This is a genomic window from Paraburkholderia phenazinium, from assembly GCF_900141745.1.
In the GTDB taxonomy this organism is placed as follows: Bacteria; Pseudomonadota; Gammaproteobacteria; order Burkholderiales; family Burkholderiaceae; genus Paraburkholderia; species Paraburkholderia phenazinium_B.
In genome coordinates this window covers 3955358-3969730 of sequence record NZ_FSRM01000001.1, presented here as the reverse complement: position 1 = coordinate 3969730, position 14373 = coordinate 3955358, and the positions used below count along the sequence as shown (strand labels likewise).

Sequence of the window (14373 nt, the reverse complement as noted above, 5' to 3'; positions counted from 1 at the left end):
CACATCCCCGCATGCAACGAACAACTGAATGAGGTGGAGCACCAATGAGCAGATTGATTGTGGTATCGAATCGTGTCGCGCCGACGCAGGAAGGCCGCCCCGCAGCAGGTGGTCTTGCAATCGGTGTACTGGACGCCCTCAAGGAAACAGGCGGCGTATGGTTCGGCTGGAGCGGCGAAACGGTGGCAGAGCCATCGGCGCCGGTAATCGAAAAGCAGGGCAACGTGACTTACGCGACGGTGGGTCTCACCAAGCGCGACTACGATCAGTACTACCGCGGCTTTTCGAATGCGACGCTATGGCCGACTTTCCACTACCGCAACGACTTGTCGCGCTTCGATCGTCAGGAGTACGCCGGTTACCTGCGCGTGAACCAGACGCTCGCGAAGCAGTTGAAGGAGATGGTCAAGCCCGATGACATCATCTGGGTCCATGACTACCACTTGCTGCCGTTTGCGAAGTGCCTGCGCGAACTCGGCGTGAAAAACCCGATTGGCTTCTTCCTGCATATTCCGTTTCCGGTGCCGGAAGTGTTGCGTAGCGTGCCGCCGCACGAGGAACTCGTGAAGGCCATGTGCAGCTACGACGTGGTCGGCTTCCAGACTGAAGCGGACCGGCAGTCGTTTGTCGACTATATCGAGCGAGGGCAGCACGGCACGTCGAGCGACGACGGCATGGTGCACGCCTATAACCGTTTCCTCAAAGTCGCGGCCTATCCGATCGGGATCTATCCCGATGCAATCGCCAAAGCCGCGGAGCAGTTCACCGACCGCAAACCGGTGCGCAGCCTGCGCGATGGCATGCGCGGCCGCAAGCTGATTATGAGCGTGGACCGCCTCGATTATTCGAAGGGGCTGGTCGAGCGCTTCCAGGCCTTTGAGCGGTTGCTTCTCACGGCGCCCGGTTGGCACGGCCGCGTCTCCTTGGTGCAGATTGCACCGCCGACGCGCTCGGACGTGCAAACATATCAGCGCATTCGTCAGACGCTTGAGGGTGAAGCGGGGCGTATCAATGGCCGCTTTGCGCAGCTCGACTGGACGCCGATTCAATATCTGAACCGCAAGTACGAACGCAATCTGCTGATGGCCTTGTTCAGGCAGTCGCAAGTGGGTTATGTGACGCCGCTGCGCGACGGGATGAATCTGGTTGCGAAGGAGTACGTGGCATCTCAGGATCCCGCGGATCCGGGCGTGCTGGTGCTGTCGCAGTTTGCCGGCGCAGCTGAGCAGTTGCCGGGTGCACTGGTGGTGAACCCGTTCGACCTGTCGCAGATGGCCGAAGCACTCGAGCGTGCGCTGTCGATGCCGCTCGCTGAACGCCAGGCCCGTCATGCGGACATGATGGCGCCGCTGCGCGAAAACAATCTGTCGGTGTGGCGCGATACGTTCCTTGCGGACCTGCGCAATGTGGCGACGGCGTCCTCGGTGACGGCCAAAGCGGTAAAGCTCGCGGACGTGGCAGCAACCTGAAGCGTTGAAGCGACTGAGCGCTCAATGTGGCGCTCAGTCGTGATGATGAGCTCAGGTGTCGGCGGGTCTCAGTTGCTCGCTGTCACGTCGAATCGATCAGGCGGTGAGTTGAGGTTCGGTCCCGCTGCCTGCGGTCCACTCAATGCTACGAAAGCATGCAAACGGCGGCCACCAGGCCGCCGTTTTTGCTTGTGCGGGGTGGACGTGCTGAAAGTAATGCGAGCCTTTGATGTTCGCGTTATGCGTGTTGCGGATTCATGAAGCTGTTGTGCGGCACTCGCTAGCCACATCCAAATCCAAATCCGCATCCTCGTCTGCGAAAACGCGAGCCTATGCAGCGGCCGGAGTTGTCCGCTGCATTACGCGCAACGTGCTCACCACTGACGCTACCGCCGCAAAACCCGCTGCCACATACAGCGCGACGGTCGGCCCGTGCTGCGGCACGGTGCCGAAGATCACCGCCACCAGCGCGGCACCAAGCGTCTGTCCGGTCAGTCGCGCAGTGCCCAGCATGCCGCTCGCGCCACCACTGCGCGCGCGCGGCGCCGACGCCAGCATGGTGCGATTGTTCGGCGACTGGAAGATGCCGAAGCCCGCACCGCACACCGCCATGCGCCAGGCGATCTGCAAGCTATCCGGATGTGTGCCGAGCGTGGCGAGCAGCAGCAGACCCACCGTCATGGCAACGAGTCCGATTCCGCCCAGCAAGCCCGCCGACATACGATCCGACAGCACGCCCGAAAGCGGCGCGGCGACGATGATGACGAGTGGCCAGGGCGTCATCAGCAAGCCAGTCTGAACCTGCGACAAGCCGAGGTTGTCCTGCATCATGAACGGCAACGAAAGGAACGCCAGCATTTGCGCCGCGAACGAACAAACCGAGGTGCCGACCGATAGCGCAAACACCGGAATGCGCAGCAGATCCACGGGCAGTAGCGGCGCGGGCTGCGTCAACTGCCGGTGTACGAGGAAATAGCCGATCACCACGGCGCCAATCGCTTCGAGCGCGATATAGCCCCAGGCTTCGCCGTGTCCGAGTCCGTCGACCGCGAAGATCAGCAGGCCGAATGCGAACGCGTTCATCACGGCACTCAGATAATCGTATGGCGCCTTGTGGCCGGGGTTGACCGGCAGCGCCTTGAAGCCGGTGGCGATGGCCGCGAGACCGATCGGCACATTGATGGCAAAGAGCCATGGCCACGGCGCGATGGCGAGTACCCCAGAGGCCACCGTCGGACCGACCGCGGACGAGACCGCCACCACCATCGCGTTGATGGCGACGCCGCGCCCGAGCTGGGCTGGCGGATAGATGGTACGTACGAGGGCCGTGTTGACGCTCATGATGCCCGCTGCGCCGAACCCCTGAATCACTCGCGCGGCGGCGAGCGTCACCAGCGAAGTGGACAGCGAGCAGCCGAGCGAGGCGACGGTGAACAGGATCAGTCCACCCAGATAAACGCGCCGGTAGCCGATACGGTCACCTAACGACGCCAGCGGTAGTAGCGAGATCGTGATCGCAAGCTGATACGCGTTGACGACCCAGATCGACGCGGCGGCGCTCGCATGCAGATCGCGCGCGATGGTGGGTAGCGCCACGTTGGCGATAGCGCTGTCGAGCACGGCGAGGGTAATGCCGAGCGCCACGACCACGATCGCCCAGTAGCGCTGCGGCAGGGGCAGACCGAGTTCGGGGTCGGGCGGGAGGGAGTGGGCGCCGGCGGAAGCGCCTGCGGGACTGGAACCGTCTTTACCGGAAGCGTGTGCGTGCATCGTCTCAGGAGTTATGTGCGAGTTTGGGTGGGAGCACACGGCGCGCATCCTGTGCCGCGCCGCACTGCCTCGTTGCCCGGTTCTCGCTGCGTTTTCTTGGCGCTTTCGTGGCGGCGCCGCAGTGGCCCTGGAGCGCGCCGCAGCGCCACTGTGCGCGTGATTATTTCAGTTCGTACAGACCGGTATGCGTCGTCGAATCGAGTTCGTTCAGGTGAGTCATGAAACGGGCGACCGCATTGGTCGTCTCCGCATTGATCGGCAGGTGCGCAACCTTCAGCGCATGCAAGCGGAAAATGTAGCGGTGGGCCTTGTCGCCGCGCGGCGGCGCTGCGCCGCCGAAGCCGACTGTGCCGTAGTCGTTGCGAACCTGTAGCGCGCCTTGCGGCAGCAGGCTGCCGTCGACCTTGCCGGCGTTGCGCGGCAGCGAGCGGACATCAGCCGGAATATTGACTACGACCCAGTGCCAGAAACCGCTGCCGGTTGGCGCATCGGGATCGTGGACGGTGAGGGCGAAGCTTTGCGTGTCTTCCGGCGGTGCTTCCCACTGCAACGACGGAGAGATGTTCTCGCCATCTACGCCGAACGCCTTGTCGTGGTATTCCTGCGCTTTCGGCATGAAGCCGTTGGTGGGAAAGTCGTCGGACCAGAGACGGAAATCAGCCATCATATGCCTCCTTCAGGTGGTTCCCAGATGGGGCGAGCTGCCGGAAAAACGCGTACTGCGCGTTGTGCTGGCAGACTCGCGGACAGACCCGGGTGAGCCAATCGAGTGTATCACCGGCGGCTCGTCTGCCTGGTCGAGGCGGGCTGGGTCACGCCCGCCTCCCGCCGGCTTCCGGACAGGCTTTCACTGGGAATGATGTGCGGTTATCGGGCGGCTCATTTACAGCGGGTTTGCAATGAGCCGGCAAACTGAGCCGGGGCCTCAGCCGCGCTCGTCGAGTTCTGAGACGTCGCTGTGCAGCCAGTCGACCAGTCGTTGCAGCACGCCGTCGAGGTCCCGATTGGCTCCACGCAATGCGCATTCCCACACTACGCCGACGCGCCAGCCGGCCGCGAGCAGAGCGGCGCGCGACCTCTCGTCGTTGGCGCGGTTGCGGCCGATCTTTTCGCGCCAGAAGTCCGGGCGCGTCTGTGGCCATTTGAAGAGCGGGCAATCGTGGCCATGCCAGAAGCAGCCGTGCACGAAGATAACAGCGCCGAAGCGAGGCAGAACGATGTCGGGGCGGCCCGGCAGATCGCGCGCGTCCAGCCGAAAACGGAAGCCCCGCCGGTGCAGCAGGCTGCGGATCAGCAACTCCGGCTTGGTATTGCGTCCGCGAATGCCGGACATCATCCGGCTGCGGGTGGCGGCGTCGACGATGTCGACCATCAGTTCGCGCGCAGGCGCGCCTGCACGTGCGGCAGCATGATGCGCGCGACTTCCTGCATCACCGGCATCACGACGCTATTGCCGAACTGGCGGTAGGCCTGGGTGTCGCTGACGGGAATCCGGAAGGTGTCGGGAAATCCCATGAGCCGGGCACATTCACGCGGCGTGAGGCGGCGCGGACGCAGCCGCTTGCCTTGTGAGACGAGGATTTCGGAGCCGTCCTTGTGATAACGGGCCGACAAGGTGCGCGTCACGCTATCGGGGTAGGCCATGCCGAAACCGAAGCCGTTGCCTGCCGCGCGATGCTTTTCCGCGTAGTTTTGCAGATAGGTCCACAGATTCGGCGTGAGCGTGTACTTCGGCTGCACGCGTTGTTTCGCGTGATCGAAGAAGCGGTCGTGGTCCCACGGCAGCACCGGTTCGCTGCCGTCGGTACGGTGCAGGATCGAGCCGAGCCGCGGGCCGACGCTCGGCAGACGCAGGTCGTCCCATGAGAACGCGGTCTTGCCGCGAAAACCGACGATGATGATGCGCTCGCGGTGTTGCGGCGTGAAATGCTGGCCGTCGACGACCTTGTAGTGCACTTCGTAGCCTAGTTCGTCGCGCAAGGTCTGGAGGATGACTTCGAAGGTGCGGCCCTTGTCGTGGGAGAGCAGATTCTTCACGTTCTCCAGCAGAAACGCCGCAGGCTGCTTGGCCGCGATGATGCGGGCGACGTCGAAGAAGAGCGTCCCCTGAGTGGAGCACTCGAAGCCGTGCGGCCGGCCCATTGCGTTCTTCTTGCTGACGCCCGCGATCGAGAACGGCTGGCAGGGAAAGCCACCGAGCAGGACGTCGTGCGCCGGCACCTCGTTGGCGGGAAATGACACGATATCGCCGATAAACGAGTGATCCGCGCCGTAGTTTTCCAGGTAGGTCTTCTTCGAGAAATCGTTCCACTCGCTTGTGAAGACGCACGCGCCGCCCTGCGCCTCGAAGCCCATGCGGATGCCGCCGATGCCGGCGAACAGATCGATGAAGCGGAAATTGGCTGTCCCGTTAGCCGCACCGTGCTTGAGCGCCGCGCCGCCTTGCAGCAGATCACGCAGCGCGGGTTCGAGCATCGACGGACAGGGCGTCTCACCTTTTTCCCAGCGGCGCACGGTCTTGATGTCCTTGCCGACGTGAGCGGCGATTTCTCGTTGGGTGAAGCGTGTGCGCGCCTGTTGTAGCAGCTCGAGCGGTGGGGCCTGGGTCACTAGCAGTCCTTGCTGGGGATTTTTGCGGACATTATGACCTGGAGTTGTCCCTTTTTCCTGTTTTTCCCCGCTTTCGGTCAGCAAAAACGGCTGAAAGGGCGCGCTGTGGCTCGGCACTGAGGCAAAAATATCGCCGCGGCGAGCATTGATCGCCTTATTGGCACGGCGGGAGGTACGGTTACGTGCTTGGGGGACCGCTTAAAGCAGCCAGCTTGCAGACATGTCAGGCAAGAAAGCTGTCCGTATAGGTGCCGCGTTAGGTAGTGTTATTGCGGGCGTGATTTAGGGTTGTTAGGCTTATCCCTAGTGACGCTGATCTCCGCGTTACCGTGTGTTCAGCCGCGGCCCCGAGTCCGCGGCTTTTTTTTACCTGCTGGTTTGCAGGTAAAAGCGGGAAACGAGGGAAGGCGCGACCTGTCCAGAGGGCGGGGAGGTCAGCGAACGCGCCGTGCGTGCGCCGGGCGTTTTTCGTGCGCGCCGAGCGGCAGCGTTTTCCAGGCGGGGAGGCTGTCGGCGGGATCGAACTGGGTGAGTACCAACAGAAGGCTGTCGACTGCGCACAGTTGCGCGTGGCTCAGATGCCCGGTATCGAGCAACTTGTTCAGACGCCCGCGCCAGTAGGCAGGCGGCAGGATCGGGCCGGCCAGATCGCCGAGTAGTGAGGGCTCCATCACGCGACGGATGTGCGCAATGTCCTGATCGATAAACGTCGCCAGCAAGGCGTTGTTCGGCGCGGTCGGAATAGGGTCCATGCCTCGTTATCGGCAGGGTAAATGGCGACTTTAGGGCTGCGCGTAAAAATTTTTTCGGTTGGCATGGCAGGGGGATGAGAGTCGGGCACGGCCGTTGCGGGGATGAAAGTACTGGCGCAATGTCGCGTCGGCACTGCAATCGCATGGAGTCGAACATGAACAAAGACCAAGTGAAGGGTGTGGGCGAGCAAGTCAAGGGCAAGGTCAACGAAGCCGTCGGCAAGGCCACGGGCAACAAGACCCAGGAACTGAAGGGCGATCTCCAGCAAGGCGCGGGCGAAATCCGCAAGGCCTACGGCGACGGCAAGGAACAAGCCAAGGACAACGCCAAGCGGAATGCGCCGTAAGTCAGGTGATCCGGTTTGACGGGAAAGGCGCTTCGGCGCCTTTTCTTTTCCCTGACGCGCTGCAACGGTCTTCGTGCACGTGCTGAGCTGGTTAATTAGCATAACTTCTTAAGTTGCGCTGGACGGCCCTCTTGCAGCCGATAGGCGATTGGCTGGACTCCCTCGTCTTCGCGGGTCCGTGCGCTGCCATGGGCGTTGGACAACCCCGCGTTGCGCGAACCCGGAAAAGTTTTGCCGGAGCGTTTATATTGGACGCCTCGTTCTCTGGGCGGGTTTGTCCCGCACAGAGAACATCGTCACCGCTCCAGTCCATCCAGACCGACAAGGTTTCTATGACCGATCTTTCCGCTTTTCCCATCACCGCCAAGTGGCCGGCCCAGCATCCCGAGCGCTTGCAGCTCTATTCGCTGCCCACGCCCAATGGCGTCAAGGTGTCGATCACGCTCGAGGAGACCGGCCTCGCCTATGAACCGCATCTGGTGCGCTTCGACACGAACGATCAGATGTCGCCGGAATTCCTCTCGCTCAATCCGAACAACAAGATTCCGGCCATCATCGATCCGAACGGTCCAGACGGCAAGCCGCTGCCGTTGTTCGAGTCCGGCGCGATCCTGATTTACCTGGCCGAAAAGACCGGCCAGTTCATGCCGCAGGATGCCGCTGGCCGTTACGAGACGATTCAATGGGTGATGTTCCAGATGGGCGGCATCGGTCCGATGTTCGGTCAACTGGGTTTCTTCCATAAATTCGCCGGCAAGGAGTACGAGGACAAGCGGCCGCGCGACCGCTATGTGGCGGAAGCGAAGCGCCTGCTCGCCGTGCTGGAGAAGCGGCTAAGCGGCCGTGCGTGGCTGATGGGCGACGCGTACACGATCGCCGATATCGCGACTTTCCCGTGGGTGCGTAACCTGATCGGCTTCTACGAGGCCGCGGAGCTGGTGGGGATTGAGGATTTTCCCAGCGTCAAGCGGGTGCTCGACGCGTTTGTCGCTCGACCGGCAGTGGCGCGTGGGCTGGAGATTCCGAAGCGGAATTGAGGTGCGACTAGTGCGACGGCGCGCCGGTCTCGGCGCGTGTCGCAAGAGCCGCGCGCGCCGACTGGATCGCGCTTTCCCAATCGCCCAGCGCCGGCTGGCGAAATAGCTGGGCGCTCGGATACCACGGACTGTCCCGGCGCTCGAGCATCCAGCGCCAGCAGGTGTCGAAGCGATTCAGGATCCAGACGGCTTTGCCGAGTGCGCCGGCAAGGTGGGCCACTGCCGTATCGACCGAGATGACCAGGTCCAGGTTGGCAACGAGGGCGGCGGTGTCGGCGAAGTCCGTGAGTTCGTCCGTGTAATCGGTGATCCGTTCACCGAGTTCCGGCAGTTGCGCGAGCTGCTGCGCGGCAGGGCCTTTTTGCAAGCTGTAGAAGCGCACATGCGGGACATCGAGGATCGGCCGCAGCGCTTCGAGCGTGATCGAGCGCCGTGCGTCGTTCTTTCTGAGTTCCGCTACGTGGGGACGGTGCCCGCCTGCCCAGACGAGGCCCACTTTTAGCTCGCGATTGGCGTGCGCATCGTGCCCGAGTCGTTCGGCCCAACGTTGCGATGCCTGCGCCTCGGCGAACAGATAGGGCACCTGCCGCGGCATATTCGACAGGTCCGTCCTGAACGCGAGCGGCAGACTGAGCAACGGACAGTGACAATCGAAAGGCGGCAGCGGTTGGCCCTGCTCGATCAACTGCGTCACGCCATCCAGATTCGCGAGCAGGCGGATCAGTTCAGTGGGCACTTCGAGCACGACCTTGGCGCCCAACGCGGATACCAGCGCCGCATAGCGACAGAATTGCAGCGTATCGCCTAGCCCCTGTTCCGCATGCAGGAGGATGGTTTTGCCATCGATCGGGAAATCGCCCAGCCAGAGCGGTCGCTCGAAGGCGCGTTGGCTTGCCTTGATCCGGTTGCGCTTCCAGCGCCATTCGTACTGTTGCCAACCTTCTTCGAACCGTCCCATTTGCAACAGGCACAGCGCTTTGTTCCAGTGCGCTTCGGCAAACTCGGGGTTCAGGCTCAGCGCGCGCTCGTAACTCTGCAGCGCCTGCTCATGCTGATTCAGGTCGACGAGCGTGAGGCCAAGATTGTTCCAGGCGTCGGCAAACGCGGGCGTGAATTCGAGCGCCCGCTGGTAACTCAGTTGCGCATCCTGCGGGCGATTCAGATCGCTCAATGCATTCGCGCGGTTGCTCCACGCGTCGGCGTAATCGGGCTGCAGTGCGATGGCCTGATCGCAACTCGCCAACGCGTCCGCCGGACGGCCGAGATCGCGCAGAACGCAGGCCCGGTTGCTCCATGCCTGCGCGAATTCCGGTCGCAATTTCAGCGCACGCTCGAAGCTCGTCAACGCTTCGACGGGCGCATCGAGCCCCGCCAACGCGTTGCCGCGATTGTTCAGCGCATCGACGAAATTGCCTTGCAGTGCAAGTGCCCGATTTGCACTAGCAAGACCTTCCTTGAATCGGCGCAGCGCGTTATAAGCAAAGGCGAGATTGGAGTGGATTGGCGCCTGCATGCCGTTGATCGCAACCGCTTTCTTGAGCAGCTCGATCCCTTCTTCGATGCGGCCTGACTGGAGTGTCAATGCGCCGAGCAACTGGATGGCATCGAAGTGTTTGGGCCTCAGCGCGAGAATTTCGCGGTAGAGCTCTTCCGCCTCGGCGTAGGCCGCGTTTTGCTGCAGGGCCACGGCCTGCTGGAGCAGTGCATCGATCTGGCGTTGCGGGTTCGCTGGCTTGCTCATAGGTGCTGACGGGCGGGGATGGCCGCGATTATCGCCGAAAAAAAGCAGGCCGGTATGTGGCGCGGGAGGTCGGCCAGGTTCTCTGGGGCCGCCTCAATGCCCGGCGTATCATGAGCGCGGTTGATTCAATCGGAGAGGGGACGATGAAAGCATGCAGCTCACTTCTGTTGGTTAGCGCGTTGGCGGCGGCGTTGTCGCTGGTGGGATGCGCCCAAAGCGGTCCGGTTGAGTTTTCGGCTACCGGTGCCGATTCCCCAGGCTTGTCGAACGCCGACGATATGGATTTCGGTCCGATGGACCATTCCATCGCCGCCTGCAAGGCCGTGTCCCAAAGTACCGCGGGAGGCCGCTGTGTGAAAGTGCGCGCGTACGAAGCGTGTATGAAAACGCGCGGCTATATTACCGTGCTGGGGCCGGAGAACCCTTCCGGATGCGGCCAGCCTGCATGGGAGCAGGATGTGCGCAAGTGGCTGCAGTGACGAAGCCTTGGTTAGCCTTGCATCCCTATGACGCAAGTTCGACTTGCGCTTGTCGGGACGCAGGGACTTTGGTGCACAGATCGAACTCGTCGAGTTCGAGCAGCAGGCCGTCGACGGTGCGAAGCTGCGCGTTCGACAGGTGCGTAGTGTCCAGGATCTGATAGAGCCGCTGACGCCAGTAGGCGGACGGCAAATATGTGCCGCCGAGCTCTCCGTACAACGCCGGCCTCATCACGCGAGCGATGTGGGCGATGCCTTCGTCGATAAACGGGTTCATATTTTCCTCGTAGATCCTGTGGTCGAGCCGTGTGTGCCGGGTATCTGCTACGTGCGATCCGTCTGATGAATCCCAGGAATCGCAATGCGCGTACTTTTCGTCTGCCTGCGTAAATTAGCTAGGAATCCGATCGATCATGGGAATCCATGGATTGAAGATTACCGCCGCGGCAAGCCGGTCAATCGGACGAACAGCGTGGATTTATCGCATCAATTCATGCGCTATGACTCGAGCGCGGCTTCCTCCGATTGTGCTATTCGTCACAACAGTGAATTCGAGATTTAGGTATTTACCCTAGGTGTCGGTCCTTCTAGACTGTCGTTACCGGCTGCAAACAACATTGTTTGTAGCGCCGCACAAAACAATCTTCGGAGGTATCACCATGAAATCGCTCATCAAAGCTATCGCTGTTGCTGCTGTCCTCGCTGCCCCGGTTGTGTCGTTTGCCCAGACGAACCAGCCGCTGACGCGCGCAGAAGTTCGTGCGCAACTGGTCCAGTTGGAAAAGGCGGGTTATAACCCGTCGACTGCAGACGAAAACGACTATCCGCAAGACATCCAGGCTGCTGAAGCACGTGTCGCCGCACAAAACGGCAACACGACCGGTTATGGTTCGAATGTCAGCGGCTCGACGCAGGCAGGAACCCGTGCCGACACGACCGTTAGCCCGTATTCGCCGCCGGTCTCTAACGCTCGCTAATCGAGCGTTGCCTGCGCCGTTGCAGGCAGGGCGAGCGTCTGGTTAGACGCCAGCTGTTAAGAATCAGGCCCGCATCTCCTACGAGATGCGGGCCTGATTGTTTTGGTCGAGGCGTTTTGCGGGTGTTGCGTGGTTCGTGGCAGCCAGGCGGAATTTGCAGTATTTTTCCGAGACTCCAACGAGGCCCGCGTGGCCCAACATCCCAGGAATCCTTTATGAACGAGCGCAAGCCGTTTGATGCAGCAGTACGTCGCGTGCTGGACGAGCAGGCCGCGGCCGCGGTCGCGCCACCGGTCGGTGCGACGAATGAAGAGCGGGTGCGTATGGCGCGCGCCCTCATGATGCGTGCGCTGGAAAGCCGGGTGTCGATTGCCGGCTTGCCTAACGGCGTCGAGACCCGTGACGTGGAGATTGCCAGCGGTTTAAATGCGCGCATCTATTTGCCGTCAGGAGAGGCACAACCGCTACCTGTGATGGTGTACTTGCATGGCGGCGGCTGGGTCATCGGCGCAGTGGCGACGGTCGATCCGTTTTGCCGGTTGTTGAGCGAGGCGGCGGGCGTGATCATCGTCTCGGTGGAGTATCGACTGGCTCCGGAGCATCCCTATCCGGCGGCGCTGGAGGACACCCTTGCGGCGTTTGATTGGGTGGCCGCGCATGCGCACGAGTGGGGCGGGGATGCGTCGCGGCTGGCTTTGGGTGGCGATAGCGCCGGGGCGAATCTGGCGGCGGTGACTGCCAACCGGCTTTGCGGCGAGTCGAGGGCGCATGCGCTGCGTGGCCAGCTGTTGCTGTATCCGGCCACGGATCATCCGAGTGCGAGTCATCCGTCCTACCCGGAGAATGCGACTGGCTACGGGCTCGAGGCGAACACGATGCGCTGGTTCTGGGAACTGTATGCGCCCGGTGTGTCAGCGGATGATACGAGCGTGGCACCGCTGCAATTGCGCGATGTCCCCGCGCTGCCGCCAACGCTGGTGACGACAGCGCAATACGATGTGCTGCGGGATGAGGGTATCGCGTATGCGGAAAAGCTGAAGGCAGCGGGCGTGGCGGTGACCCATCTGCATGCGCCCGATATGGGGCATAACTTTCCGGTGACGCCGAGCCAGGTTGTCCGGTTTCCGCAGAGTGTGCAGACCCTGGGTGAGATCGCGGAGTGGCTTAAGGCGAACCTGGTTGGTCGCTAGTCTGTGACGAAAATCGCAACGCGTTTTGGCCGGGTCAACTCGAAGGCGCGGACCCGGCCTGCGCGGACGTCGAGTATCAGACGCTCGATCTGTTCGATCTCTCTCGATTCCATTTCGATGTTGCCGCGGGACGTGTCCGCGATCGCGGCGAACCATGCGCGACGACGCGCCAGTAAATACGTGACGGCGCTGCCCCGTCTCATGAAAAACTGCTCCATCTCCTTTCTGCCTGTCTGTTCCAACGCGACCTGGTGGGGGTCGGGGCGGAACATAGCACGGGTAAGGGCGCGGGTTGGGGTGGGCGAAGGGGGTGAAAGATTGGGGGGGCGTGACGGCGAAAGCACGCCGCGTCGAGGTCATTTTTGGGATCTGAAGACAGGCATAATTTAAACCCTACTGAAGTCGACCAACCAACCTACGGCGACGCAACCGTTCGAATATCTGGAGAGGGTGTCGCACTAGGCCCCGCCCCGAGCGGGGCTGTTCATTTTCGCGGCAGCATCAAATGCCGAGGCCGCTTTCGGTCCACGCACCGCGACAGGGTCTCGAACGGCTTTAGGTGGGAGTGGGTGAGAGTAAGGATGGTCCCCCCGACAGGAATCGAACCTGTATCTAGCGCTTAGGAGGCACTTGTTCTATCCATTGAACTACGGGGAGAGGATAGTTTTAACGGGGTGGACCGGGGCCTTGCTGCTCGTGGCTTCCGCCTTATCCCGTGGGCGTTTCCGGCTTTCTCGCTTCGTCCTAAATGAAGCGCCGTGACACCTTGTGAACCCTAATTTATACCCGTCTCTGCTACACTTTTGCTACAAACCGACCCTGTAGCAGCGAAAAGCGATCTGGCACTGCTACAGTTTCTGAGACGGGGAAAATTATGGCTTCAATCCTGCCGGTGGGCAGTCGCTGGCGTGCTCAGGTACGCAAGCGAGGGCAGAGTATAGCAAAAACGTTCAAAACCAAAGGAGCTGCCGAAGCTTGGGCGCGGGAGAAAGAAGTCGAGATCGACAAGGGGCAGAACGCGGTTGACGCTGCAACAGTAACCGTCGGCGATCTCGTCAAGCGGTACCGTGAGGCGCGGGCCGAATCAGACCGGGCAGTTAAACCAAAGTCGAATGAAGACTACATCCTCCAACGGTTGCAGGATGCATTCGAAAGTCACTTTGCGTCGCGCTTGACGACGCAGCAGATCGTCAAGTTTGCGCAGGATCGAAAGAAGGCCGGCGCGGGTGGATACACCGTCGACATGGATATCTCGAAGCTCGGCACGGTGTTGCGGCATACGAGTTCGCTGCTCGGATTGCCGTTACCGGACGCCGTAGGTGCGGCGCGTCCAACGCTTCATCACCTGCGTCTGATCGACGCCGGCAACAAGCGCGACCGCCGGCCGACAGCGGAGGAAATCGAGAAGATTTTCCAGTGGTTCGCCGAGCATCCGGAGCGTGAGCAGGCCATGCCGGATCTGTTGCGCGTGGCGATCCAGTGTGCGTTCCGTCGTGGCGAGCTCTTCAACCTGCGATGGGATGATATCGATGCCGAAAACCATCTCGCGCTTGTACGCGATCGCAAGCATCCCCGTCAGAAGATTGGTAACAACGAGTGGATTCCACTGATCGGCGACAGCTTCGAGGTCATCATGCGGCAACCACGTTACCCCGTGCCGGAGCTTTATGCGGAGTCACGCCGGCAAGATGCGTCATTGCCGCCACACAAAAACGAGTTTATCTTCCGGTTTGACAAAGGCACGGCAAGCAAATATTTCAAGCAGGCCTGTGATGCCAAGGAAATCGCGAACCTGCATCTACATGATCTAAGGCACGAAGCGACTAGCGCGTTGTTTGAGGCAGGGTGGCAGATTCCGGAAGTGGCCGCCGTGACAGGGCACAAGGACTGGCGCAACCTGAAGCGGTACACGAATCTGGACCCGGCTCAGGTTGCAAAGAAGGGAAGGCTAAAGCTGGTGAAGGCAGCTTAGATTGTCAGCGCTGAAGACGAAGTATAAAA

The 14373-nt window shown here is 61.5% G+C and carries 15 protein-coding genes and 1 tRNA gene; 7 read left to right on the top strand and 9 right to left on the bottom strand.

Translation table 11 applies throughout. The features are described 5' to 3' along the window. Positions 1-44 precede the first annotated feature (44 nt). A complete protein-coding gene (gene otsA, locus BUS06_RS17770; RefSeq protein WP_074265449.1) occupies positions 45-1469 on the top strand; it encodes an alpha,alpha-trehalose-phosphate synthase (UDP-forming) in 1425 nt (474 codons plus the stop codon). A gap of 330 nt (positions 1470-1799) precedes the next feature. On the opposite strand, the gene BUS06_RS17765 is transcribed toward otsA, so the two are convergent. The 5 genes from BUS06_RS17765 to BUS06_RS37125 all read right to left on the bottom strand — a co-directional run bounded on the left by BUS06_RS17765 (position 1800) and on the right by BUS06_RS37125 (position 6601). After that, a complete protein-coding gene (locus tag BUS06_RS17765) occupies positions 1800-3239 on the bottom strand; it encodes an MFS transporter (protein ID WP_074265448.1) in 1440 nt (479 codons plus the stop codon). Positions 3240-3399: 160 nt separating this feature from the next. Next, positions 3400-3903 carry a YbhB/YbcL family Raf kinase inhibitor-like protein gene (locus BUS06_RS17760; protein WP_074265447.1) on the bottom strand — a complete coding sequence of 168 codons (504 nt, stop codon included), beginning with the start codon at positions 3901-3903 and terminating at the stop codon, positions 3400-3402. Between the two features lie 261 nt (positions 3904-4164). Next, positions 4165-4611 (bottom strand): very short patch repair endonuclease, encoded by a 447-nt coding sequence (locus tag BUS06_RS17755; RefSeq protein WP_074265446.1) that lies wholly within the window; start codon positions 4609-4611, stop codon positions 4165-4167. Beyond that, complete coding sequence (gene dcm / locus BUS06_RS17750; protein ID WP_074265445.1) at positions 4611-5849, bottom strand: DNA (cytosine-5-)-methyltransferase; 1239 nt, start codon at positions 5847-5849, stop codon at positions 4611-4613. Before dcm ends, BUS06_RS17755 begins: the two co-directional genes overlap by 1 nt. A 434-nt stretch (positions 5850-6283) precedes the next feature. Next, positions 6284-6601 (bottom strand): hypothetical protein, encoded by a 318-nt coding sequence (locus BUS06_RS37125; protein WP_074265444.1) that lies wholly within the window; start codon positions 6599-6601, stop codon positions 6284-6286. A 155-nt stretch (positions 6602-6756) separates the two neighbouring features. Between BUS06_RS37125 and BUS06_RS17740 the strand changes: the two genes are divergently transcribed. Beyond that, complete coding sequence (locus BUS06_RS17740) at positions 6757-6948, top strand: CsbD family protein (RefSeq protein ID WP_074265443.1); 192 nt, start codon at positions 6757-6759, stop codon at positions 6946-6948. 332 nt (positions 6949-7280) lie between these two features. Beyond that, positions 7281-7985 (top strand): glutathione binding-like protein, encoded by a 705-nt coding sequence (locus tag BUS06_RS17735; protein WP_074265442.1) that lies wholly within the window; start codon positions 7281-7283, stop codon positions 7983-7985. A 7-nt stretch (positions 7986-7992) separates the two neighbouring features. On the opposite strand, the gene BUS06_RS17730 is transcribed toward BUS06_RS17735, so the two are convergent. Beyond that, positions 7993-9726: a tetratricopeptide repeat protein gene (locus BUS06_RS17730; protein ID WP_074265441.1), complete on the bottom strand. Its 1734-nt coding sequence runs from the start codon at positions 9724-9726 to the stop codon at positions 7993-7995. A 2-nt stretch (positions 9727-9728) separates the two neighbouring features. Here BUS06_RS17730 and BUS06_RS17725 point away from each other — a divergent pair, with 2 nt between their 5' ends. Next, positions 9729-10205 carry a hypothetical protein gene (locus BUS06_RS17725; RefSeq protein ID WP_367946955.1) on the top strand — a complete coding sequence of 159 codons (477 nt, stop codon included), beginning with the start codon at positions 9729-9731 and terminating at the stop codon, positions 10203-10205. Positions 10206-10230: 25 nt separating this feature from the next. Here the strand turns inward: BUS06_RS17725 and BUS06_RS17720 are convergent, their stop codons facing one another. Further along, on the bottom strand, positions 10231-10482 hold the full coding sequence (locus BUS06_RS17720; protein ID WP_074265439.1) for a hypothetical protein: 252 nt from the start codon (positions 10480-10482) through the stop codon (positions 10231-10233). A 382-nt stretch (positions 10483-10864) separates the two neighbouring features. Here BUS06_RS17720 and BUS06_RS17710 point away from each other — a divergent pair, with 382 nt between their 5' ends. Further along, positions 10865-11182, top strand: a complete 318-nt coding sequence (locus BUS06_RS17710; RefSeq protein WP_074265437.1) for a DUF4148 domain-containing protein — start codon at positions 10865-10867, stop codon at positions 11180-11182. 215 nt (positions 11183-11397) lie between these two features. Further along, positions 11398-12372, top strand: coding sequence for an alpha/beta hydrolase (locus tag BUS06_RS17705; protein WP_074265436.1), 975 nt, complete (start codon positions 11398-11400; stop codon positions 12370-12372). Here BUS06_RS17705 and BUS06_RS17700 read toward each other — a convergent pair. Further along, positions 12369-12575, bottom strand: coding sequence for a hypothetical protein (locus BUS06_RS17700; RefSeq protein WP_074266167.1), 207 nt, complete (start codon positions 12573-12575; stop codon positions 12369-12371). The two genes, BUS06_RS17705 and BUS06_RS17700, sit on opposite strands and share 4 nt — an antisense overlap. A 379-nt stretch (positions 12576-12954) precedes the next feature. Then, a tRNA-Arg gene (locus BUS06_RS17695) sits at positions 12955-13029 on the bottom strand. 217 nt (positions 13030-13246) lie between these two features. On the opposite strand from BUS06_RS17695, the gene BUS06_RS17690 reads away from it, so the two are divergent. Next, positions 13247-14344: a site-specific integrase gene (locus BUS06_RS17690; protein ID WP_074265435.1), complete on the top strand. Its 1098-nt coding sequence runs from the start codon at positions 13247-13249 to the stop codon at positions 14342-14344. The last annotated feature ends 29 nt before the right edge of the window (positions 14345-14373 follow it).